This window comes from Stenotrophomonas sp. YJH_SMC_119, assembly GCF_059368315.1.
In genome coordinates, this window is record NZ_JCAFRP010000006.1 from 1 (window position 1) to 22,131 (window position 22,131).

At 67.2% G+C, this 22,131-nt stretch carries 18 protein-coding genes; 9 read left to right on the forward strand and 9 right to left on the reverse strand.

Going from position 1 to position 22,131, the window contains the following annotated elements; all coding sequences use genetic code 11:
- Positions 1-188 precede the first annotated feature (188 nt).
- The 4 genes from AC5P6S_RS10710 to AC5P6S_RS10725 all read right to left on the reverse strand — a co-directional run bounded on the left by AC5P6S_RS10710 (position 189) and on the right by AC5P6S_RS10725 (position 5,963).
- Positions 189-806 (reverse strand): HD-GYP domain-containing protein, encoded by a 618-nt coding sequence (locus tag AC5P6S_RS10710; protein WP_005412694.1) that lies wholly within the window; start codon positions 804-806, stop codon positions 189-191.
- 44 nt (positions 807-850) lie between these two features.
- A complete protein-coding gene (gene mfd, locus AC5P6S_RS10715; RefSeq protein WP_005412695.1) occupies positions 851-4,315 on the reverse strand; it encodes a transcription-repair coupling factor in 3,465 nt (1,154 codons plus the stop codon).
- A 149-nt stretch (positions 4,316-4,464) separates the two neighbouring features.
- The gene (locus AC5P6S_RS10720; protein ID WP_004150340.1) at positions 4,465-5,010 is read right to left on the reverse strand and encodes a GNAT family N-acetyltransferase; all 546 of its coding nucleotides are present in this window, start codon (positions 5,008-5,010) and stop codon (positions 4,465-4,467) included.
- Positions 5,011-5,105: 95 nt separating this feature from the next.
- A complete protein-coding gene (locus AC5P6S_RS10725) occupies positions 5,106-5,963 on the reverse strand; it encodes a 23S rRNA (adenine(2030)-N(6))-methyltransferase RlmJ (protein ID WP_005408683.1) in 858 nt (285 codons plus the stop codon).
- A 35-nt stretch (positions 5,964-5,998) separates the two neighbouring features.
- Between AC5P6S_RS10725 and creB the strand changes: the two genes are divergently transcribed.
- The 7 genes from creB to AC5P6S_RS10760 all read left to right on the forward strand — a co-directional run bounded on the left by creB (position 5,999) and on the right by AC5P6S_RS10760 (position 13,841).
- The gene (gene creB / locus AC5P6S_RS10730; RefSeq protein ID WP_005408684.1) at positions 5,999-6,724 is read left to right on the forward strand and encodes a two-component system response regulator CreB; all 726 of its coding nucleotides are present in this window, start codon (positions 5,999-6,001) and stop codon (positions 6,722-6,724) included.
- A 3-nt stretch (positions 6,725-6,727) separates the two neighbouring features.
- Positions 6,728-8,188: a two-component system sensor histidine kinase CreC gene (creC, locus tag AC5P6S_RS10735; RefSeq protein ID WP_076739584.1), complete on the forward strand. Its 1,461-nt coding sequence runs from the start codon at positions 6,728-6,730 to the stop codon at positions 8,186-8,188.
- Positions 8,189-8,269: 81 nt separating this feature from the next.
- Entirely contained in the window at positions 8,270-9,589 is a 1,320-nt protein-coding gene (creD, locus tag AC5P6S_RS10740) for a cell envelope integrity protein CreD (protein WP_059036003.1), read from the forward strand.
- A gap of 10 nt (positions 9,590-9,599) precedes the next feature.
- The gene (locus AC5P6S_RS10745; protein WP_012479575.1) at positions 9,600-10,010 is read left to right on the forward strand and encodes a hypothetical protein; all 411 of its coding nucleotides are present in this window, start codon (positions 9,600-9,602) and stop codon (positions 10,008-10,010) included.
- A 170-nt stretch (positions 10,011-10,180) separates the two neighbouring features.
- Positions 10,181-11,758, forward strand: coding sequence for a M20/M25/M40 family metallo-hydrolase (locus AC5P6S_RS10750; protein WP_099523293.1), 1,578 nt, complete (start codon positions 10,181-10,183; stop codon positions 11,756-11,758).
- Between the two features lie 153 nt (positions 11,759-11,911).
- Positions 11,912-13,315, forward strand: coding sequence for a glutamate--tRNA ligase (gltX, locus tag AC5P6S_RS10755; protein WP_099479451.1), 1,404 nt, complete (start codon positions 11,912-11,914; stop codon positions 13,313-13,315).
- A gap of 34 nt (positions 13,316-13,349) precedes the next feature.
- Complete coding sequence (locus tag AC5P6S_RS10760) at positions 13,350-13,841, forward strand: Fur family transcriptional regulator (RefSeq protein WP_004150412.1); 492 nt, start codon at positions 13,350-13,352, stop codon at positions 13,839-13,841.
- Positions 13,842-13,901: 60 nt separating this feature from the next.
- Here the strand turns inward: AC5P6S_RS10760 and AC5P6S_RS10765 are convergent, their stop codons facing one another.
- The 4 genes from AC5P6S_RS10765 to AC5P6S_RS10780 all read right to left on the reverse strand — a co-directional run bounded on the left by AC5P6S_RS10765 (position 13,902) and on the right by AC5P6S_RS10780 (position 19,714).
- Positions 13,902-15,056, reverse strand: coding sequence for an HlyD family secretion protein (locus AC5P6S_RS10765; protein ID WP_049397507.1), 1,155 nt, complete (start codon positions 15,054-15,056; stop codon positions 13,902-13,904).
- A gap of 10 nt (positions 15,057-15,066) precedes the next feature.
- Entirely contained in the window at positions 15,067-16,740 is a 1,674-nt protein-coding gene (locus AC5P6S_RS10770) for an MFS transporter (RefSeq protein WP_005408691.1), read from the reverse strand.
- A complete protein-coding gene (locus AC5P6S_RS10775) occupies positions 16,740-17,306 on the reverse strand; it encodes a TetR/AcrR family transcriptional regulator (RefSeq protein WP_019659167.1) in 567 nt (188 codons plus the stop codon). The genes AC5P6S_RS10770 and AC5P6S_RS10775 overlap by 1 nt, the downstream gene beginning before the upstream one ends.
- A 200-nt stretch (positions 17,307-17,506) precedes the next feature.
- Complete coding sequence (locus AC5P6S_RS10780; protein ID WP_065183069.1) at positions 17,507-19,714, reverse strand: TonB-dependent receptor; 2,208 nt, start codon at positions 19,712-19,714, stop codon at positions 17,507-17,509.
- A gap of 136 nt (positions 19,715-19,850) precedes the next feature.
- Here AC5P6S_RS10780 and AC5P6S_RS10785 point away from each other — a divergent pair, with 136 nt between their 5' ends.
- Positions 19,851-20,264, forward strand: coding sequence for a MerC domain-containing protein (locus tag AC5P6S_RS10785; RefSeq protein WP_008264835.1), 414 nt, complete (start codon positions 19,851-19,853; stop codon positions 20,262-20,264).
- A gap of 110 nt (positions 20,265-20,374) precedes the next feature.
- Positions 20,375-20,554: a 30S ribosomal protein THX gene (locus AC5P6S_RS10790; protein WP_004150462.1), complete on the forward strand. Its 180-nt coding sequence runs from the start codon at positions 20,375-20,377 to the stop codon at positions 20,552-20,554.
- A gap of 101 nt (positions 20,555-20,655) precedes the next feature.
- Here AC5P6S_RS10790 and AC5P6S_RS10795 read toward each other — a convergent pair whose 3' ends face one another.
- Positions 20,656-21,906 (reverse strand): alkaline phosphatase family protein, encoded by a 1,251-nt coding sequence (locus AC5P6S_RS10795; protein ID WP_062607475.1) that lies wholly within the window; start codon positions 21,904-21,906, stop codon positions 20,656-20,658.
- Positions 21,907-22,131 lie beyond the last annotated feature (225 nt).

Here is a 22,131-nt window from a genome sequence, read left to right on the forward strand (position 1 = left end):
GGCGAATAAGAAGTGCTCGACTATGGACGGTCAAACGGGCATTTTTATGGTGGTTCATCCGGGCTCTTTGGGGTCTGGAGAGGTGTGGTAACCACCATTTTCCAAAGATGTCCCGGATGAACAACGTACAGAGAGATCACAACTAACAGTCGACTCTACCGCCGGGTCGTTTCACGTGCGGGGAGATCTCAGGCCAGCTCAGGTTCCTGCGCCAGCAGGCGATGGAAGCGTTGCAGAACGTAAGGGTCGATCAGACCACCGGATTGCTCGTCGATGATGCGCAGTGCCGTCTCGTGTTCCATCGCGGCACGGTAGGGACGCACGCTGGTCATCGCGTCATAGGCATCCGCAACGGTGACGATGCGTGAGCCCAACGGAATGCTCTCGCCGCGCAGCCCATCGGGATAGCCACTGCCATCGAACGCCTCGTGATGGGCGCGGATCAGCCGCGCAACCGGTGCCGCGTCGCTGCGGCCAGTGGCCAGGAAGATGTGTTCACCGCGCACCGGATGCTCGCGCATGATCGCGCGCTCCTCGTCGGTATGCCGGCGCGGGGCCAGCAGCACCTCATCGGGAATGCCGATCTTGCCGATGTCATGGAAGCGTGCGGCCAGGCCGATCTGCGCACTGGCCTCGTCATCCAGATCGCAGTGCGTGGCCAGGCGCTGCGCGAGCAGGCCAACGCGGTCGCAATGGTGGCGGGTGTAAGCGTCGCGCATCTGCAGCGACATCGAGAGGGCATCGATCAGGCAGGCCTGTGCATGCAGCAGGTCGGGGGCGGGTACGGCGTCAGGAAACATGGTCATCCGCCCGCACCGGGTGGGGACCGGTGCGGGGTGTTCGGGGGCGATCAACCCGGGGCGAGGGTGGTCAGAAGGGCGCGGGCCGCGTTGAAGCGGTCCTCCGGCAACGGCAGCGGATGCTTGATGCGAAGCTTGTCGGGCCCTTCCATGGCATAGAGGTTTGGCTGTTTCTGGATCAGCTGGATCACCGCCATCGGATCGATGTTCGGCTTGGACTCAAACACGATGCGGCCACCGTTCTCACCCAGGTCCAGCTTGCGGATGCCCAGCGCGTTGGCTTTCAGCTTCAGCTCGGCGATGGCGAACAGGTGCTTGGCCGCATCCGGCAGCAGGCCGAAGCGATCGATCATCTCCACCTGCAGTTCGCGCAGCGCATCGCTGTCGCGCGCGCTGGAAATACGCTTGTACAGGGTCAGGCGGGTATGCACGTCCGGCAGGTAGTCTTCCGGGATCAATGCCGGCACATGCAGCTCGACCTCGGCACCACGCACTTCCTCGCCGGCATCCAGGTCGGGCAGCTTGCCCTGCTTGATGCTGCGTACCGCGCGCTCCAGAAGCTCGGTGTACAGGCTGAAGCCGACCTCGGCCATCTGCCCGCTCTGGTCCTCGCCGAGCAGTTCGCCGGCACCGCGGATCTCCAGATCGTGCGTGGCCAGGGTGAAGCCGGCGCCCAACTCGTCCATCGAGGCGATCGCTTCCAGGCGCTTCTCAGCGTCGGGGGTGATCGCGCGGCGGTCGGGGGTGATCAGGTAGGCGTAGGCACGGTGGTGCGAACGGCCCACGCGCCCACGCAGCTGGTGCAGCTGGGCCAGGCCGAAGCGGTCGGCGCGGTTGATGATGATGGTGTTGGCGTTGGGGATGTCGATGCCCGATTCGATGATCGTGGTCGACAGCAGCACGTTGAAGCGCTGCTTCTGGAAGTCCAGCATCACCTTTTCCAGCTCGCGCTCGGGCATCTGCCCGTGGGCGATGCCGATGCGCGCTTCCGGCACCAGCTCGGACAGCTCGCGCTGCATGCGGCCGATGCTTTCCACGTCGTTGTGCAGGAAGTACAGCTGGCCGCCACGTGCCAGCTCGCGCTGGAAGGCTTCGCGCAGCAGCGCGTTGTCCCACTGGGTGATGAAGGTCTGCACCGCCAGCCGGTTCGGCGGCGGCGTGGCGATGATCGACAGGTCACGCAGGCCGGCCATGGCCATGTTCAAGGTGCGCGGGATCGGCGTGGCGGTCAGGGTCAGCAGGTGCACGTTGGCGCGCAGCGCCTTCAGGGCTTCCTTCTGGCGCACGCCGAAACGCTGCTCTTCGTCGACGATGACCATGCCCAGGTCCTTGAACTTCACGTCGGGCTGCAGCAGGCGATGGGTGCCGACGATGACGTCGATGGTGCCGGCGGCGACCTTTTCCAGCTCGGCCTTGATCTCCTTGGTGCTCTTGAAGCGCGACAGCACCTCGACCTTCAGCGGGTAATCGGCGAAGCGGTCGCGGAAGTTGCGGTAATGCTGTTCGGCCAGCAGCGTGGTCGGCACCAGCACGGCCACCTGCTTGCCGGCACTGGCGGCGGCGAATGCCGCACGCACCGCCACCTCGGTCTTGCCGAAGCCGACGTCGCCGCAGACCACACGGTCCATCGGCTGGCTGCTGGCGAGGTCGCGCAGGGTGGCGTCGATGGCGGCCAGCTGATCGGGGGTTTCCTCGAACGGGAATCCGGCTGCGAACGGCTCGTACATCGCACGGTCCACCTGCAGTGCCAGGCCGGCACGCGCCTGGCGACGGGCCTGGATCTCCAGCAGTTCGGCAGCGACGTCGCGAACCTTTTCGGCGGCCTTGCGCTTGGCCTTGCTCCACTGCTCGCCACCGAGCGAATGCAGCGGCGCGGTTTCCGCTGAAGCGCCGGAGTAGCGGCTGATCAGGTGCAGCTGGGCGACCGGCACATACAGGCGGTCGCCCTTGGCGTATTCGATTTCGAGGAACTCGCCGGGCATGCCGCCGACGTCCATCGCGATCAGGCCACGGTAGCGGCCGACGCCATGGTCCTCGTGCACGATCGGTGCACCCTCGGTCAGTTCGCCGAGGTCGCGGATGATCGCTTCCGGCTCGCGGCCGGCACGGCGCGTGCGGCGGGTGCTGCCGGCGCGCTCGGGGAACAGCTGGCGCTCGGTCAGCACCGCGATGCGCGGATCGTCCAGTGCGAAGCCATCTTCCAGCGGTGCCACCGCGATCGCGAAGCGCGCATCGTCGGCGAGGAAGCTGGGCAGGTCGGCCACCACCGGCGGCTTCAGCTCGGCGGCCTGCAGCACTTCCAGCAGGGCCTCGCGACGCCCGGGCGAATCGGCGGCGATCAGTACCCGGCCCGGATAGTGGCCGAGGAAGGATTTCAGCGCGTCGCCAGCGGGGGCCTCGCGCGCGGCCACCGGCAGCGGCGGCAGCGGCTGGTCACCCAGCGCGTGGGCATCGGCGATGCGCGCGTGGTCAGCCGACCACACCTCGATGCGCGGGGCATCGTTCAGGCGCTCGCGTAGCAGCTCCGGCGACAGGTACAACGCCGAAGGCGGCAGCAGCGGGCGCTCCACATCATGGCGGCGCTGCTCATAGCGGTCCGCGGTCTGCGCCCAGAACGCGACGGACGCTTCATACGCACCGGTACAGACCACCGGCAGGCTGCCGTCGGGCAGGTAGTCGAACAGGGTTGCGGTGCGTTCGAAGAACAGCGGCAGGTAGTACTCGACGCCGGCCGGGGCCAGCCCGGACTTCAGATCCTGGTACAGCGAACTGCGCCGGGTATCCACATCGAAACGCTCGCGCAGCGTGGCCAGCACGCGTGCGATGCTGGCCTCGTCCATCGGCACTTCGCGGCCGGGCAGCATGTGCACCGCCTCGACCTTGTCCAGCGAACGCTGGCTTTCCGGATCGAAGGCACGGATCGAGTCGATGTCCTCGTCCAGTAGTTCTACCCGCAGCGGCTCGTCGGCGCCCATCGGGAACACGTCGAGCAGGCCGCCGCGCACCGCGAAGTCACCTGGGTCCATCACCTGCGGCACGTTGCGGTAGCCGGCGCTTTCCAGGCGACGCTTCTCGGCTTCCAGGTCCAGGCGCTGGCCGACTTTCAGGTCAAAGCTGCCACCGATCACATAGCTGCGCGGGGCCAGCTGCTGCAGCAGGGTCTGCACCGGCACGATCACCAGGCCGCGCTTCAGCGCCGGCAGGCGGTGCAGGGCGGACAAGCGCTGCGAGATGATGTCCGGATGCGGGCTGAAGCGGTCGTACGGCAGGGTTTCCCAGTCCGGGAAGGCGACCACCGGCAGGGCCGGGTCACCGCCAAGCAGGGTCTGCAGGTCGGCTTCGAGCTGGTTGGCACCGTGGTTGTCACGGGCGATCACCAGCAGCGGGGCGTCATGCGCACGCGCGGCCTGGGCCAGGTACCAGGCCAGGGCGGTCGGCGAGGCGGGGGCGCGCCACCAGGCGCGGAGCTGGCCGGCGCGCGGCAGCGGCGGGGCGGGGTATGAGGTACGCGACATGGACCCCGGATTTTAGCAGAAGCCCGATCGAAGCCCGGTGGGTCGTGCCGGCCGTTTGCCGACGGCCTCACGTGCCGTTGGGGGAACACAATGCCGGCCAGCGGCCGGCACTACCGGGAGGCATGGCCGGGCAGGGCCCGGCGCATCCGTCAGTTGTCCAGCTCCAGCACCATCCGCACCAGGCCTTCGGCACCGGTCGGGTGCGGCACCGGCTTGAAGCCCAGCGAGGCGGCCAGCTGCTTCATCGGCTCGTTCTCGGCGGCAACGTCGCCGTACAGGCGGTCGAGGTACTTGCCGCGGCCCCACTTCACCAGCTTGCGCATCAGCTGCCGGCCCAGGCCTTGGCCAATGAGGAAGCGGCTGATCAGGATCGCGTACTCGGCTTCACGGGTACCGGGGATGATCGAGGCCCGGGCGACCGCGCCGACCACCGCTTCGCCAGCGGGCAGGGACTCGGCTGCGACCAGGGTGATCTCGGTCTTGGGATTGGGGTGGGTCAGGCGCTGGGTGGTTTCCGGTGACAGCTCGGTCACCGCCTGCAGGAAACGATCACGGATTTCTTCCGGCCCGAACAGGCTGAACGCCGCTTGCAGCGGTGCGCCGTCTTCCGGGCGGATGGGGCGGATCAGCAGCTCGTGGCCGCTGGGAGCCTTGAAGATCTCATGCCAGGGCGGCATGCGGTTGCGAGTGGCCATACCGGGTGATTCCTTGGTGGTCCATCGATTGTGGCATCACCGGGGCTGCATTCCGTGAACGAAAGGCTCACGGCGGTACAGCCTCGTGAAGGCCGTTATTCGGGGGCTTTGAGCCAATCCAGGCGGGTGCTGGCCCCCGGTTCGCCCAGGTGCTGGCGCAGCGCCGGCAGGGCCGGGCCGACCACCCGGTCGAACTGCCACGGCGGGTTGAGCAGCAGCATGCCGCTGCCGTTGAGGCGCAGCGGCGAGTCGTCCGGGCGCACCAGGAACTCGATCGTCATCGCCGACTTGACCGGCAGGGCAGTGGCCTTGCGGAGGAAATGCAGGATGGTGCGGCGCTGCTTGATCGGGAACCAGACCGCACAGGTGGCCTGCGGCCAGCGTGCCAGGGTCTCGGCCAGGGCAGCCAGGATGTTCTGGTATTCGGCGTCCTGCGCCTCGTACGGCGGATCGATCAGCACCAGGCCACGACCGATCTTGCTGCCGTTGAACTTCGGCGGCAGCAGCGAGCGCAGCAGGGCATAGCCATCGCCAGCGCGCACATCGACGCGGCTGTCATGGGCAAACAGGGCCTTCAGCGTGGCCGTTTCGGCTTCCTGCAGCTCGCAGACCGCCATCCGGTCCTGCGCGCGCATCGCCTGTGCGCTCAGCAGCGGCGAGCCCGGGTAGTTGGTCAGCGCGCCCACCGGGTTGTCGGCCTGGACCGCCTTCAGGTAGCGCTCGACCACCTCCGGCAGCTTGGGCTGGGCCATCAGCCGCATGATCCCGGATTCGGCCTCCAGGGTCTTGCGGCTCTCTTCGCTGGCCAGCAGGTAGCGGCCGGCACCGCCGTGGGTGTCGAGCACGAAGAACGGGCTGTCCTTGCGCTTGAAGCTGTCGATCAGGGCCAGCTGCACGATGTGCTTGAGCACATCGGCGTGGTTGCCGGCATGGAAGGCGTGGCGATAGTTCATGGCCGGCAGTGTACGGGGCGGCGGCCGCAGCGGCTATGCTGCGCGCCATGACAGCTCCCGTTGCCCATGTCCTGGTAGTCGAGGACGAAGCCGCCATCGCCGAAACCGTGCTCTATGCGCTGCGCAGCGAGGGCTATGCCGCCAGCCACTGCCTGCTGGGCGGGGAGGCGCTGCAGCGGCTGCAGGCCGGGGATATCGACGTGGTGGTGCTGGACGTGGGCCTGCCCGACCTGGGCGGATTCGAGGTGTGCCGGCGGCTGCGCGCGCAGCCCGGGCCGGCGGCGCAGCTGCCGGTGATCTTCCTGACCGCCCGCAATGATGAAGTGGACCGCGTGCTCGGCCTGGAGCTGGGCGCCGACGATTACATGACCAAGCCGTTCTCGCCGCGCGAGCTGGTGGCGCGGGTGCGTGCACGCCTGCGCCGTGCGGCGCCGGTCATCGCAGCGCCCAGCGCCGATGCAGGCTGGCAGGAACATGGCGCGTTCGCCATCGACCGCGAAGGCCGGCGCATCCGCTTCCGTGGCCAGGCACTGGATCTGACCCGCTACGAGTACGCGCTGCTGGAGGCGCTGCTGCAGCGACCCGGTGCCATCCTCAGCCGTGCCCAGCTGATGGACCGTGGCTGGGACAGCAGCGCCGACAGTGCCGACCGCACCGTCGATACCCATGTAAAGACGCTGCGTGCCAAGCTGCGCGCGGCCGGTGCCAGCGACGACCCGATCCGCACCCACCGTGGCCTTGGCTACGCGCTGGAGGTCTAGCCGATGCGCCTGGTGCTGAAGCTGTTCCTGGGCTTCTTCCTGATCACCGGCATCGCGGCCTTCTTCGTGATGCGGGTGTTCGTCAACGAAGTGAAGCCGGGTGTGCGCCAGGCGATGGAATCGACCCTGGTCGATGCGGCCAACGTGCTGGCCGAGATGGCCGCCGCCGACGTCAAGGACGGCACCATCCGCAGCGGCAGTTTCACCCGCAACCTGGCCAAGGCACGGCAGCGCGACCTGAAGGCAATGGTCTGGCGTTTCCCGAAGCGCTCGCTGGATTACCGGGTGACCATCACCGATGCCAAGGGCATCGTCATCTACGACTCGCTGGGCCGTGACCTTGGGCGCGACAATTCGCGCTGGAATGATGTCTACCGCACCCTGCGTGGCGAGTACGGTGCCCGTTCCAGCCCCGAGATTCCGGGCGAGGAAGGCGATACGGTGATGCATGTAGCGGCGCCGGTATACGACCCGGCCGATGGCCGCACCCTGATCGGCGTGCTCAGCCTGGCCCAGCCCAACCGCAGCATTGATCCGTTCATCGCTGCCAGCCAGCGCGCCATCATCGAGCGCGGTGCCTGGCTCATCGGATTGTCGGCGCTGGTCGGCGTGCTGGTGACGATGTGGCTGACCACTGGCCTCGGCCAGCTCAGCCGCTATGCACGCGCGGTCAGCGCGGGCGAACCGGTGCCACCACCACGGCGCCGTCGCGACGAGATCGGCGATCTCGGCCAGGCGCTGGAAACGATGCGCCGCAAGCTCGAAGGCAAGGCCTACGTCGAGCAGTACGTGCAGTCGCTGACGCACGAGATGAAGAGCCCGCTGGCGGCGATCCGCGGTGCCGCCGAACTGCTGCAGGAGCCGCTGCCCGAAGCGGACCGCGTGCATTTCGCGCGCAGCATTGTCGACCAGCAGGAGCGGCTGACCGAGACCATCGACAAGCTGCTGGCGCTGGCCGAAGTGGAACAGCACGGTTGGCTGCAGACCCGCGACCCGATTGCATTGCCGGCATTGCTGGCCGATGCGGCCGCTGCCGCGCAGGTGCGTGCACAGGCGGCCGGTGTGCGGGTCCACATCGGCAACGTGCCCGACCTGCGGGTGCAGGGCGACGCCTACCTGCTGCGGCAGGCACTGCACAACCTGATCGACAACGCGATTGCCTTCTCGCCGTCCGGCGCGGAGATCGCGCTGCAGGCCGAGGTGGACGGGCAGGGCGTGCGCCTGCAGGTGGCCGATCGCGGTGCCGGCATCCCGGACTATGCGCGCGAACGGGTGTTCGAGCGCTTCTATTCGCTGGCGCGGCCCGGCAGCGGGCGGCGCAGTTCCGGCCTGGGCCTGCCATTCGTGCAGGAAGTGGCGCGCCTGCACGATGGACGCGCCAGTGTCGACGTCCGCGAGGGCGGCGGCACCGTGGCCAGCCTGTGGCTGCCATCGGGTGCGCCGGGCCAGCGCCCGCGCCGCTGACTTCACACTCGCTTCAAATTCGCCACAAACCCTGCTCACCCCAGCGGTCCATCCTGCAGCCCTCTCCAACGAGGATGGACCATGAAATCCCTGAAGATGCTGCTGAGGTTCGCCATTGTCGGCGGGCTGATCCTGCTGCTGCTGGTGCCGCTGACGATGATCCGCGGGGTCATCAACGAACGCAGTGCGTACCGCGACGAGGCGTTCTCGCGGGTGGCCGACAGCCGCGCCGGTGCACAGCAGCTGGTGGGCCCGGTGCGGGTGGTGCCGTGGGTGGAACGCAAGCAGGTTGAACTGGTTGATCCGCTGGGCGTCAAGAAGACCGAGGTGCAGGTCACCGAGGGGCACTGGCTGCAGATGCCGGCGTCGCTGGAGGTGGGCGGCGAGATGCTGCCGAGCCAGCGCGAAGTCGGCCTGTTCAAGGTGCCGGTGTACAGCTGGAACGGCCAGATGAAGGCGACCTTCGCCGCAGACGACTACCCGGTGAAGGCCGGCCGCAGTTACGGCCAGCCGTATGTCGCGGTTGGTGTATCCGATGTGCGTGGCCTGGTCGGTACGCCGAACCTGCGCGTGGATGGCAAGCAGCTGCGGTTGCTGCCGGGCGTTGGCGCGGCCAGCGAGGTGGGGCGAGGCCTGCATGCACCGGTGGCGGGTTTCGCTGCGGATCAGGGCGGCACGCTGGCTGCCAGCACGGTTGAACTGGAGCTGCGCCTGGATGGCAGCCGCATGCTGTCGGTGGTGCCGGTGGGCGATGACACCCACATCGCGCTGCGTTCGAGCTGGCCGCATCCGTCGTTCAGCGGCGCGTTCCTGCCCAACGAACGCCGCGTTGATGCGCAGGGCTTCGATGCACGCTGGGCGGTGTCCTCGCTGGCCTCCGATGCCCAGCGCCAGCTGCGCAATGATGGTGCGGTCGAATCGCAGGCGGTGACGGTGTCGCTGGTCGATCCGGTCGATACCTACACCCAGGCCGACCGTGCCTCGAAATACGGCGTGCTGTTCGTGCTGCTCACCTTCGTCGGCTTCATCCTGTTTGAGCTGATCAAGTCGCTGCGCATCCACCCGTTGCAGTACCTGATGGTGGGCCTGGCGCTGGCGATCTTCTTCCTGCTGCTGATCAGCCTGTCCGAGCACATCGCGTTCTGGAAGGCCTACCTGGTATCGGCCGTGGCCTGTATCGGCCTGCAGGCGGTGTACCTGGCCAACGTGCTGGGCCATTGGAAGCGCGGCCTCGGCTTCGCCGCGCTGCTGACCGTGCTGTACGGCGCGCTGTATGGCCTGCTGGTGTCGGAGAACAACGCGCTGCTGATGGGTTCGCTGCTGCTGTTCGTGATCCTGGCGCTGGCGATGTGGGTGACCCGCCGGGTCGACTGGTACGCGCTCGGCGCGGAGCTGAAGTAAGGAGCAGGCCATGGGCTGGCGCCAGGGATTGCGGCAACGGGCACGGCAGGGCATTCCGGCCCTGCTGGAAGTGGATGCGCTGCTGCAGGCACATGGCGTGCTGGCGGCCCTGCCGGGGGCGCGGATCGCCCCCGGCCTGGTCCGCTTCCAGCTGGCGGCGGTGACCTGCGAAGGATTGCAGGGGCAGGGATTGCGCTGGCTGCAGGGCGCGCGGCAGGGACGCGGCGCGGTGGCTGGCCGGGTGCCGCGCTACCGGCCATGGAAGGCCGGGGCGGAGGCGCTGGCCGAGATCGGTATCGGTGGCCTTCCGGATGACTGGCCGGCACACGCGGCGGTGTATGGCTGCAGCAGCATCGACCGGCGGCACTGGTTGCTGCTGCTGCCGGAACGGGCACAGTTGTGGCTGGGATGGAGTGGGTGATGTGGCGTGGCAGGTGCGAACCAACCACTCTCCTGTGGGTGCGAACCTTGGTTCGCACGCTTCCATCCCGCCCATGACCGATGGGACGGTATCCCCGCGCCCCCGCTGGCTAGACTCGACGAGTTGATGATCGAGCCGAAGGGCAGGGGTGCGATGTGTTGAAGTGGGGCATGCTGGCCGCAGCGCTGGCGATGGGTGGCAACGCAGGAGCGCAGCAGCGCGAGACGGTGGACCTGGACATGGTCAGCCGCATCCGCCAGGAGGCCTTCCACCGCTCGCAGGTGATGGACACCTTCAGCTATCTCACCGAGCGCATCGGCCCGCGCCTGACCAACTCGCCGGCGATGGGTCGCGCCAACGCCTGGACCCGCGGCAAGTTCAACGAATGGAAGCTGGACAACGTCCACGACGAGGCCTTCGACGACTTCGGGCGCGGCTGGGAGTTCACTTCGGCGAGCGTGGAGATGCTGGGCGACCGCGTGCAGCCGCTGCATGCACTGCCCAAGGCCTGGACGCCGGGCACCAACGGGCCGGTTGAAGGCGAGCTGGTCCAGGTCGAGATCAAGAAGCCCGAAGACATCGAGAAGTACCGCGGCAAGCTGCGCGGCAAGATCCTGCTGCTGGGCGAGGCGCGCGAGTACAAGCGCGGCACCGAGGCGGATTCGCATCGCCACGACGCCACCTCGCTGGAAGGCCTGCAGGAGTTCACCCTGCCCAAGGACAAGGACGCCACCGCCGAGCGTGCCAAGCGGGTCAAGGAGTACCAGGAACGCCAGCAGCTGGCGACCAAGGTCAATGCGTTCTTCGTGGAAGAGGGCGCGCTGGCCTCGATCAGCATCAGTAGCTGGGACAACGGCATCATCCGGGTTGCCGGTGGTGGTTCGCGCAAGGCCGGTGAGTCGGTGGGCATCCCCGAGCTGGCGATGATCAGCGAGCACTTCAATCCGCTGGTGCGCGCGCTGGAGGCCAAGCAGACGGTGCGCCTGCGCGTGGATGTGGCAGCACGCTTCACCGATGAGGCCGACCAGCCCGGTTACAACACGCTGGCCGAGATCCGTGGCAGCAGCAAGCCCGATGAAGTGGTGATGATCGGCGCGCACCTGGATTCCTGGCACAGCGGTACCGGTGCGGCCGACAACGCGGCTGGCGTGGCGGTGATGATGGAGGCGATGCGCATCCTCAAGGCCACCGGCGCCAAGCCCAGGCGCACCATCCGCGTGGCGTTGTGGAGCGGTGAGGAACAGGGCCTGATCGGCTCGCAGGCCTATGTGGCCAAGCACTTCGGTCGTTTCCCGGAACCCACCGACCCGGCGCAGAAGGCGCTGCCGGCCTCGCTGCGCGAGCCCACCGGCGCGCTGCAGAAGACCCGCGATTACGGCAAGTTCCAGGTCTACTTCAACATGGACAACGGCTCGGGTCGCTTCCGCGGCATCTATGCGCAGGAAAACCTGGCGGCGATGCCGATCTTCGAAGCCTGGCTGGCGCCGTTCCATGACGTGGGTGCCACCACCGTGGCCACCCGCAACACCGGCAGCACCGACCACATCAGCTTCGACCGCATCGGCCTGCCGGGCTTCCAGTTCATCCAGGACCGGCTGGACTACTTCACCAATGTCCACCACAGCCACCTGGACACCTGGGACCACGCCGAACCGGAGGACCTGAAGCAGGCCGCAGCCATCGTCGCCTCGTTCGCCTACAACGCCGCGATGCGCGAGCAGCCGTTCCCGCGCAAGGTGGAACCGTAAAAGGGGACGGAGGGGATTAAGTCGTTTCTCCCCTCCGTTTCCCGGTTGCAGCGCCCCAGGCTGGGCAATCGCGACTTAATCCCCTCCGTCCCCTTTTTCCGTCGGGGGCGGAGGGCTGGTAAAATCGGGGGATTCCCGTTCCTCGAGCCGTCCATGACCTGCCGCACCCGCTTCGCCCCCAGTCCCACCGGCTACCTGCACATCGGTGGTGCCCGCACTGCGCTGTACTGCTGGCTGGAGGCCCGCCACCGTGGCGGCGAGTTCGTGCTGCGCATCGAGGACACCGACCGTGAACGCAGCACCCAGGGCGCGATCGACGCGATCCTGGAGGCGATGGAGTGGCTGGGCCTGGACTATGACGAAGGCCCGATCTACCAGACCGACCGCGTCGCCCGTTACCTGGAAGTGGCCGAACAGCTGGTGGCCGACGGCAAGGCGTATTACGCATACGAGACCCGCGAAGAGCTTGACGCGATGCGCGAGGCCGCCATGGCCAGGCAGGAGAAGCCGCGCTACAACGGTGCCGCGCGTGACCTGGGCCTGCCGCGCAGGGATGATCCGAACCGCGTCATCCGCTTCAAGAACCCGCTGGAAGGCACGGTGGTGTTCGACGACCTGATCAAGGGCCGTATCGAGATCGCCAACAGCGAGCTGGATGACATGGTCATCTTCCGCCCGGACGGCTACCCCACCTACAACTTCGCGGTGGTGGTGGACGACTGGGACATGGGCATCACCGAGGTCATCCGCGGCGACGACCACATCAACAACACCCCGCGCCAGATCAACCTGTACGAAGGCATCGGGGCCCCGGTGCCGAAGTTCGGCCACATGCCGATGATCCTGGACGAGCAGGGCGCCAAGCTGTCCAAGCGCACCGGCGCGGCCGACGTGATGCAGTACAAGGACGCCGGCTACCTGCCGGACGCGCTGCTGAGCTACCTGGCCCGCCTGGGCTGGTCGCACGGTGACCAGGAGCTGTTCAGCCGCCAGGAACTGATCGACCTGTTCGACGTGAAGGACTGCAATTCCAAGGCCTCGCGCCTGGACATGGCCAAGCTGGGCTGGGTCAACCAGCACTTCCTGAAGACCGAGGACGTGTCCGCGATCGTGCCGCACCTGGTCTACCAGCTGCAGAAGCTGGGCCTGGACGTGGCCGCCGGCCCCGCCCCGGAGGACGTGGTGATCGCCCTGCGTGAACGCGTGCAGACCCTGAAGGAAATGGCCGAGAAGGCCGTGGTCTGGTACCAGCCGCTGACCGAGTACGACGAAGCGGCGGTGGCCAAGCACTTCAAGGCCGGTGCCGAGGTGGCGCTGGGCAAGGCCCGCGAGCTGCTGGCCGCCCTGCCGGAATGGACCGCCGAGTCGGTGGGCGTCGCCCTGCACGACGCGGCCGCAGCGCTGGAAATCGGCATGGGCAAGGTTGCCCAGCCGCTGCGCGTGGCCATCACCGGCACCCAGGTCAGCCCTGACATTTCCCATACCGTTTACCTGGCCGGCCGCGAGCAGGCCTTGAAACGCATTGATGTGGCCATCACCAAGGTAGCAACGGCCTGAGGCATCCTTGCCAGGCCCGAACCGGAGAACACGCATGCCCGCCAAGACCGCCACTGCCTGTACCGCCCCGCACCACCACGTCCACGACGCATCGGACTTCGTGGCGGTGGTCGAGCGCGTCTCGCGCGAACGCGGGCTGCGCCTGACCCCGATCCGCGCCAACGTACTGAAGCTGATCGCCGAGGCCGGCAAGCCGGTCAAGGCGTACGAGCTGCTGGAGTGGGTGCGCAACGGCAAGGGCGTGGGTGCTGATGCCCCGCCCACCGTGTACCGCGCCCTCGACTTCCTGATGGCCAATGGCTTCGTGCACAAGCTGGAATCGGTGAATGCCTTCGTGGCCTGCCACCATCCCAGCAGCGCCGCGCACTCGGTGCCGTTCCTGATCTGCAACAGCTGCCACAGCGCGGTGGAGCTGGAAGACCGCGAGATCGTCACCCAGCTGGAGAAGCGTGCCAAGGAGCTGGGTTTCCAGCCGCAGGCGCAGACCCTGGAAGTGCATGGCCTCTGCGCGCGCTGCGCCGGCTAACGCAACGGTAGTGCCGGCCGCTGGCCGGCATTTTGGAAGCGGTGCGACAGGGCCTGCGTCCTAGTCCATCGGCTTGGAGCGGGTATCCACCCGCACGATCACCGACATGCCGGGGCGCAGCTGCTTTGCCAGCTTCTGATCCCTGTTGATCGATATCCGCACCGGTAGCCGCTGCACCACCTTGGTGAAGTTGCCGCTGGCATTGTCCGGGCGCAGCACGCTGAATTCCGACCCGGTGGCGGGCGCGATCTCCTGCACGCGGCCCCGCAGCACCTGCCCCTGGAACGCGTCCACCGAGAACGTGGCCGGCTGGCCGATCGCCATCCCCCAGGTCTGGCCTTCCTTGTAGTTGGCCACCACCCACAGCGTGTCGGGTACCAGGAACAGCAGCTGCGAACCGGCGGCGACGTACTGGCCCACGCGTACGCTGGCTTCGCTGATCTGGCCGTCGCGCGGCGCGTGGATCACCGTGTTGGCCAGATCGATGCGCGCCAGTTCCAGCTGCGCCTGCGCGCTCTCCACCTGGGCCTCCAGGCTCTTGCGCGCTACCTGGGTCGATACCAGGGTCTCCTCGGCGATGCGGATCTGCGCCTGCGACTGCTGCACGCTGGCCTGCGCCGAGGCCTGCGCGGTGCGGAACTTGTCGCGATCGTTGATCGACACCAGCTGCTGCGCAGCCAGTTCCTCGTAGCGCTTGGTCTCGTTGCGTGAGCGTTGCAGCTCCGCCTGCCCGGCCGACAACGTGGCGCGGGCGGAGGCAATCTGCGCACGGTTCTGCGCCTGCGACTGGTCCGAGTTGGCCAGGGCCGCGCGTGCGCTGTCCAGCGTCGCCTGCGCCTGGGCGACCCGCTGCGCATAGATGCGGTCATCGATGCGCAGCAGCGGCTCGCCTTCCTTCACGTGCTGGAAGTCCTTCACCAGCACCTCGGTTACATAGCCGTTGACCTGTGGCGCCATCACCGTGATCTGTCCGCGTACATACGCGTTGTCGGTCACCATCACGCTGCTGGTGAACGGCCACAGGTGCCAGGCGCGCAGGATCAGCGCAATGCCCAGCAGGGCCACCACCACCATCACCACCACGCTGCGCGCGCTGGGCTTGAGGTACTTCGGCGCGACAGCGGGTTCTACCGGCGTAGGGGCAGGCGCCGCGTCGGTCGGCGGCGGTGGGGTTACGTTGTCGGCGTCGTCGGGTCGGGGCGGGACGGGAGGCATGGTCGAGAACTCAGCGGGGCGCGGCCGGCGTGGCCACAGCGGGGGAAGTGGGGTGGCGCTTGCGCCATTGCTTGAGCACGGCGGTGCGCAGCGACAGCAGCAGCAACCAGCACAGGAAGCCGATGGCCAACCAACCGCTCAGCGTGAACACATCATTGAAGCCGCGTACGTTGGCTTCGCGGCGCGTCGTCTGCGCCAACTGCGCGCTGCCCTGCGCGCTGCGCAGCACCGGATCGGTGATCTGGGCGACGTACAGCTGCTGTTGGATGCGCAGGCGCTGTGCCACCACCGGGTCGGCCGGGTCGAGCTGGCTGGTCAGCGCGCTGGAATACAGCTGCTCGCGATGCAGCTGGAAGGTCCCCAGCACGGCCGAGCCGGCCAGGCCGCCCAGCGTCTGCGTGATCGACAGCGTCACCAGGAAGGTGATCATGTGGTCCACGCCCTGTTTCAGCGCGGCGGAAATGCCGAGCATGATCAACGGGCCCATGAACATGCCGGCACCGACCGAGGCCAGGAACTGGCTGGCGTAGAAGTCGTGCGGCCGATCCATGCTGGTGCGGTGCTGGTCGAAGAACGCGGCGGCGCCCAGCAGCAGGATCGCCATCAGCAGCTGCGGGATCAGCCGTTTGGGCCCGAAGGTCAGTGCAGTGCCGGCGATACCGGTGATCACGCCGGCAAGAATCACCACGAACAGCGGCCGCAACTGATCAGGGCCCATGCCGAGCGTGCGCATCAGGTTGACCACGCCGTAGGACTGCTCGGTGGTCAGGAAGCGGATCAGGAAGGCGCCGACGATGAAATGCAGTACGGGCAGGCTGGCCAGCCAGCGTGTCTGCAGCAGCGGATTGCGCCGGTAGTGCTCGATGATGAAGGCGGTGGTGGACAGCACGATCGAGGCGACCAGGGCCCAGCCCAGCCACGGCGTGTTAAGCCACCAGCGGGTGTAGCCCTGCGCCAGCACGATCACCAGCAGCGCGACGGCCGGTGCGAGCAGGGCAAAGGTGAGGAAGTCCAGCGGTTCGAAGGCCTTCACCTGGATGCCGGGCGGCAGCTTCAGCACCACCACTGCCGCGAACGCGCACAGTGCCAGCCCGGCTTCGAATGAGTAGAGCTGATGCCATTGGCCGGTATCGACCAGGCCTGGTGAAACGATCCAGGCGATCGGCACCGCCAGCTGCGAGAGGCCGACGCCGACCACCAGCAGGTTGCCGGTAAAGCGGCGCGGCAGCGCCTGCAGCATGTACAGCGTGCCCAGTGTCGAACAGGCCGCACCCGCGAAGCCGCTGGCGGCGCGGGTCAGCATCGTGGTCTCGAAGCTGCCGACGAACAGGTGCAGTACCGCCAGCGCTGCGTACAGGCCCAGCCCGATCTCTGCGAACAGGCGGATGCCGTACTGCTGGCGGAACTTGAAGGCCAGCAGGTTGGCGGTGACATTCACCATGGCATAGGCGGCCACCAGCCAGCTGCCCTGGGTCGGGGTCAGCGCCAGCTGGCCCTGCAGGAACGGCAGGTTGGCGGTGACCAGCGCATTGCCGAGGCCGCCGGTGATCGCCACCAGCAGTGATACCAGCGCATAGGCCGCGCGCCGATACGGCGGGTGCCAGGGCATCGATGCCGAACCGGGCATGGTCGGCTTTTCGTGCTCCTCCCAATCCGGAACCGGCTTCAGATACGGCTGGACCATCAACGGGCCTCGCTGGCAGCTCCCTGGAGACCCCCACGCAGCAGCTGCAGGGCGCGCCCGGCCAACTGGGCGCGCTCGTCGCGGGTCTTGCCGCGCAGGGCCGCACCCAGCATGCCCGAGATCAGTGAAATATCCGTCTTTTCCAGGTCGGCACGGCACAGCCCGGCGGCCTTGGCGCGCGCGATCGGTTCCTCCAGCAGGTCGCGCACGGTCTCGCGCGCGGCGCGCATGGACGGCACGTCCGAATCGACCGCACGCCAGTAATCGGCCAATGCCGGCGAATCAATGATGCGCTGGGCCATGCCCTCGAACACCTCGAACAGGGCGTCGTCGCGGTCGCCGAGCTGCTCGACCTGGCGCCGGATGCGGTCGACCGTGCGCTGCAGCAGCGCCTGGATCAGCGCGGTGCGGTCGGGGAAGTTGCGGTACAGGGTGGCGCGGCCTACCTGGGCGCGTTCGACCACCAGGTCCAGCGGGGCGGTGACACCGTGTTGGCCGAACACATGATCGGCGGCGTCGAGGATGAGGGCACGGCGGGCGGCGGCATCGGCACGTTGGGCAGTCATGGAATTATTTTCGGACAAAAATGTCCTATTGGCGAGACATTGGGTGACGGGATTGTCCGCTTGTTGTGGTACGCACATCTTTGTGACGAATGTGTGATGGCTTGGGTCGAAATGAAAACGGGGGCCCGAAGGCCCCCGTGGAATGGCGTGGGGGTCAGAGCCCTTTCCTTCGAAAAGGGCTCCGACCCCGCCGTGCGCGATCAGAAGAACGCGCGGATGCCGAATGCGACACCACGGCCTGGCAGCGGCGAGTAGTCGCGCAGCAGCGAGGTATGCGGACGCACTTCGCGGTTGGTCAGGTTGCTGCCATCCAGGAACACCTCGTAGCTGTTGCTGGCGTTGCGATCCCAGCGGTAGGCCAGATGCGCGTCGACCAGAGTGTAGCCGTCGCTCGGGGCTTCGTTCTGGGCGACGTCCTTCTGGCGGCTGTAGCGCACCGCACCGACCGAAGCGCGCCAGCCGTCCTTCGACCAGCGCAGGTCGGCGCCGACGCGGGCCGGTGCGATGCGCGGCAGATAGCCGGTGTTGGCCAGTTCCACCGTGTAGTTGTGGTTGTGGTCGCCATGCGGCACGGCGATGTCCAGGTTGCGGCTGCCGCTGCCATCCAGCTTGGCCTTCACATAGTCGCCGAACAGGCGCAGGTCCCAGTCACCGGCGCCGCCCTCGAACAGGTGCACCAGCGCTTCGGCCTCGGCACCGCGGAATACCGCGTCCTGCTGCGTCCAGGTGCGCACTGGCAGGCCCTCGGTGATGCCGGTGTCGGCCAGGTAGATGAAGTCCTTGAACCTGGTCTGGTAGACCGACGCGGAGAAGTCCAGGCGCTCGCTGTGGGTGTGGATACCCAGTTCCACGCGCTGGCCGCGCTCGGTCTTCAGGTTGGCGTCGCCGATTTCCAGCGAACGGGTGGCGATGTGCGCGCCGGCGGCATACAGCTCTTCGTTGGTCGGTGCTCGCTCGGAGCTGTCCACGCCGATGCGCAGGTCAACGGCATCGTTGAGCTTCCAGATGCCAGCGGCAGACAGGTTGGTGGCGCCGAACGTGCGGCGGCGGTAGTCACCGCTCGGGTCCAGCTTGACCTGATCGTGGCGGCCGCCCAGTTCCAGCTTGAACGGGCCGAACTGCTTTTCCTGCAGCACGAACAGGCCGATGTTCTTCGTGCCTGTATCCGGAACGAACGCCTCTTCGCCCTTGGCACCGAAATCACTGTTGCCGAACTGCAGGCCGAAGGCGCCGTCCCAGCCGCCGATCTGCTGCTGCACCGCTTCCAGGCGCGCTTCGATGCCGCGGTTGGTGAAGCGGGTCGACGGCGTACCGGCTTCCAGCTCCACGTGTTCGTAGTCGGTGTAGGCCACGCGTGCGTTGATGTTCTTCAGGAACGAGACCGGGTTGTAGATGCCGGCCTTGGTCTCGAAGCGGTTCTGCACCATGTCGATGCGCACGTCGTGCTCGTCGCCGCCTTCCTCTTCGTCGCCATGGTCGTGACCGTGGTCATGGCCATGATCGTCACCATCGGCGTGCACGTGCGCGCCATTGGGAATGCCGTAGTTGGTGCGGTAGGTACTGGCCGATACGCCGAAGTAGCCGCCGTCGCCCAGCCACGTTGCGCCGACCCCACCGGCGCGGGTGCGGATCGAGCTGTTGTCGAGGCGGCCGCGGCGCGGTTCTTCGCCTTCCTCGCCCGCGTGGTCATGGTCGTGGTCGTCGTGGTGGTCTTCAAGGCTGTCGATCACCGCGTAACCGGGAATGCGGTAGTCGTCGCCGTTGCGGACCAGGCCATCCACATGCAGCACGACGTTGCCGCTGACGCCATCGAGGCGGAACATGCCGCTGCGCTCGTTGTTCACCGAATTGCCGCGCAGTTCGGCACGACCGCTGAGCGGCCGCTCCGGCAGCTCGCGCGCGATGCGCCCGTCGACCACATTGACCGCACCACCAATGGCGCCGCTGCCGAACAGCAGCGTGGCTGGGCCCTTCAGTACTTCGATCTGGTCGGCCAGGAACGGTTCGATGCTGGTGGCGTGGTCGGCGCTGACCGTGGAGGCATCCATGTTCCCCATGCCGTTGGACAGCACGGCCACGCGCGGGCCTTCCTGGCCACGGATGATCGGGCGGCCGACGCCGGGGCCGAAGAAGGTGCTCTGCACGCCGGGCAGCTTGGCCACGGTATCGCCGAGGGTGCCGGCCTTCTGCTCGTCCAGGCGTTCACCGGCCAGCACCTCCACCGGGCGCGCCAGCGATTCGGCATCACCCTGCAATGGCGACGCGGTGACCTGCACCGACGACAGCTCGGTCAGGTGGCGGTCACGATGGGCGGTGTCCTGGCCGGCTGCAAAGGCGACGGACGGCAGCAGGGCGGCGAGCGCCAGGGCCAGGGAATGCGGCTTGAGCCGTGGGGTATGGGCGGGCATGGACGGGTCCTTTGTTACAATGTATCAATCGCGGGGCGCACGAATCCCGTCGATGGGACAGGGGGGAGGGAAACCGTGCGGGTCGGAGAGGGATGTTATATTATTCCATAACGATTCGCCGACCCTGCTGGAAGTCATGTCCCTGTCCTCACGCCTGCGCCACCTGCTCGACCGTTTCGGCGCCACTGGTTCGATGCTGTGCGCGGTGCACTGCGCGGTGATCCCGGTGCTGCTGGCCGCAGCGCCTTCATTGGGGCTGTCGTTCTGGCTGAGCGACGGCGTGGAACAGGCGCTGGTGGTGTTCGTGACCCTGCTGGGGTTGTTCAGCCTGGTCTGGGGCTACCGCCGGCACGGTGCGCTGCGTGCGCTGGGCTTCCTGATTCCCGGTCTGGTCGCATTGTGGGCCGGCGTGCTGTATGACCCGCTGCACCACAATGCGGTGCCGCACGCGGTGGTGATGACCATCGGTGGCCTGCTGGTGGGTGTGGCCCATCTGGTCAACCTGCGCCTCAACCACGGTCACGTGCACGACGCCAGCTGCGCGCACTAGGCGCTCCGTGATAGGATTTTCGATCGTGCGCGGGGGCGCCCAGCAAGGCGGCCCCGCCGAACCCGTGTCAGTACGGGGTAACCAGATTTCACATTTGAGGAGTTGAAGACATGGGTAAGGGTGACCGCAAGACCGCCAAGGGCAAGCGCTACAACGCCAGCTATGGCAACGCCCGTTCGCACACCGCCAGCAAGGTCGCCGTAGGCGCCGCCGCTCCGGTTGCCAAGAAGACCGTGGCCAAGGCTCCGGCGAAGAAGGCTGTGGCGAAGAAGGCCGTCGCCAAGGCCTGATCCGGTCGAACGACCGGTTCAATGAAAAACGCGGCGCCTGGCGCCGCGTTTTTTTTATGCCTGTCCGGTGAGCCGAGCGTGGGTTCGGCTCTACAACCGCATCAGCGCAGTGTCTTCTTCAGCGTTTCCGGATTGCCATCGTTCGGCGCGGCCGGTACCTGCAGCAGGTGGGCCAGCAGCGGATAGACATCGACGTTGTCGAAGCCATCGATCACCAGGCCCTGGCGGAACGACGGACCGCCGGCCACGAACACTGCGCGCATGGAAGGCAGTGCGTTGTCGTAGCCATGCGAACCTCGATCCTGCTTCGCACGCTTGGCGATCTTCTCCTGGTGCAGGGCATCCCAGCCTTCATCCATGACACAGACGATGGCCGGAACCCGCGGATGCGTGCCGTAGTGCCAGCGTGCCGGCAGGTTCTCCTTCTTCCAGCATTCGTAGTGCGCGTGGCGTCCGAGCAGGGCGCGTTCGGCTTCCGCTTCGCGGCCGGCGACCGGCGCAAAACCCACCGACTGGCCCTGGCTGATATTGCGTGCAATGGCCGGGTCGGCCATCGACTCGGTGGCGATCACGTTGCCGTCGGCGACGCTGGCCATGCCGTGGTCGGAGACGACGATCACGTTGGTGGTCTTGGCCAGATCGCGCTGCTGCAGCCCGTCGAGCACCTGGCCGACGATCTGGTCGGCGCGCACGATGGCGTCGGCGTACTCCTTCGACCCGGGGCCGTAGTTGTGGCCGGCCTTGTCCACGTGTTCCATGTACAGCGTGGTGAGGCGCGGTGCATCAGCATCGGTCTGTGCCAGCCAGTCGAGCACGATGCCGGCCCGCTGCTCCAGCGGTTCCTTGCCGTCGTATACGCGCCACTTGCTGGGGCGCACGCCGCGGATTTCAGACTCACTGCCCGGCCACGCCGTGGTGGCCGAACGTACGCCAGCGTTCTCGGCACTGACCCAGATCGGTTCGCCACCCCACCAGCCGCTGGTGGTGACCGCGTCGCGGTTGCTCAGTTCGAAACGGCCCAGGGTTGCATCGTCCATGCTGTTGTTGACGATGCCGTGGTGGTCCGGCCGCAGGCCGGTGACGATGGTGTAGTGGTTGGGGAAGGTCAGCGACGGATAGGACGGCGTCATCCAGCGTGCACGCACGCCGCCGTCGATCAGTCGCTGCAGGTTCGGAGTGAGCCCACGGTCCAGCGCATCGGCGCGCAGGCCGTCGATGGAGATCAGCAGCAGCTTCGGAGGCGAAGCCGCAGCGGCGGAACCGGGAACGGAGGCGGAAGGGGCGGGCGCGGTGGTGCAGGCCGCCAATGGCAGCAGCAGCGCCAGCGCGCAGGTCAGGCGTACGGAAGTCATCCACGCATGATAAGCCCGCGCAATGACGCGCCCAAGACACGGCGCGCTATCGCGCCCCGTGTCCGCGCATTTTTCCTTATCGCCGCGCCTGTCGGCGCGCCCCCTTCAACAGGAAGGGGGGGCTTTTCTCCAGACATGTCCCTGATGCTTCCATCCACGCATGGCGTGGATCTACCGTGTCGACCAAGGTCGACACCTACCAACAGTTGCGCAGAATGACGTCCG

Excerpts from the sequence above, each read along its gene's own strand:
- creD (WP_059036003.1), top strand. The coding sequence starts at position 8,270 with ATGAAATCCCTGAAGATGCTGCTGAGGTTCGCCATTGTCGGCGGGCTG.
- AC5P6S_RS10745 (WP_012479575.1), top strand. The coding sequence starts at position 9,600 with ATGGGCTGGCGCCAGGGATTGCGGCAACGGGCACGGCAGGGCATTCCG.
- AC5P6S_RS10795 (WP_062607475.1), bottom strand. The coding sequence starts at position 21,906 with ATGACTTCCGTACGCCTGACCTGCGCGCTGGCGCTGCTGCTGCCATTG.
- AC5P6S_RS10710 (WP_005412694.1), bottom strand. The coding sequence starts at position 806 with ATGACCATGTTTCCTGACGCCGTACCCGCCCCCGACCTGCTGCATGCA.
- AC5P6S_RS10750 (WP_099523293.1), top strand. The coding sequence starts at position 10,181 with ATGCTGGCCGCAGCGCTGGCGATGGGTGGCAACGCAGGAGCGCAGCAG.
- AC5P6S_RS10770 (WP_005408691.1), bottom strand. The coding sequence starts at position 16,740 with ATGGTCCAGCCGTATCTGAAGCCGGTTCCGGATTGGGAGGAGCACGAA.
- AC5P6S_RS10780 (WP_065183069.1), bottom strand. The coding sequence starts at position 19,714 with ATGCCCGCCCATACCCCACGGCTCAAGCCGCATTCCCTGGCCCTGGCG.
- AC5P6S_RS10785 (WP_008264835.1), top strand. The coding sequence starts at position 19,851 with ATGTCCCTGTCCTCACGCCTGCGCCACCTGCTCGACCGTTTCGGCGCC.
- creC (WP_076739584.1), top strand. The coding sequence starts at position 6,728 with ATGCGCCTGGTGCTGAAGCTGTTCCTGGGCTTCTTCCTGATCACCGGC.
- gltX (WP_099479451.1), top strand. The coding sequence starts at position 11,912 with ATGACCTGCCGCACCCGCTTCGCCCCCAGTCCCACCGGCTACCTGCAC.
- AC5P6S_RS10720 (WP_004150340.1), bottom strand. The coding sequence starts at position 5,010 with ATGGCCACTCGCAACCGCATGCCGCCCTGGCATGAGATCTTCAAGGCT.
- creB (WP_005408684.1), top strand. The coding sequence starts at position 5,999 with ATGCTGCGCGCCATGACAGCTCCCGTTGCCCATGTCCTGGTAGTCGAG.
- AC5P6S_RS10725 (WP_005408683.1), bottom strand. The coding sequence starts at position 5,963 with ATGAACTATCGCCACGCCTTCCATGCCGGCAACCACGCCGATGTGCTC.
- mfd (WP_005412695.1), bottom strand. The coding sequence starts at position 4,315 with ATGTCGCGTACCTCATACCCCGCCCCGCCGCTGCCGCGCGCCGGCCAG.
- AC5P6S_RS10775 (WP_019659167.1), bottom strand. The coding sequence starts at position 17,306 with ATGACTGCCCAACGTGCCGATGCCGCCGCCCGCCGTGCCCTCATCCTC.
- AC5P6S_RS10790 (WP_004150462.1), top strand. The coding sequence starts at position 20,375 with ATGGGTAAGGGTGACCGCAAGACCGCCAAGGGCAAGCGCTACAACGCC.
- AC5P6S_RS10765 (WP_049397507.1), bottom strand. The coding sequence starts at position 15,056 with ATGCCTCCCGTCCCGCCCCGACCCGACGACGCCGACAACGTAACCCCA.
- AC5P6S_RS10760 (WP_004150412.1), top strand. The coding sequence starts at position 13,350 with ATGCCCGCCAAGACCGCCACTGCCTGTACCGCCCCGCACCACCACGTC.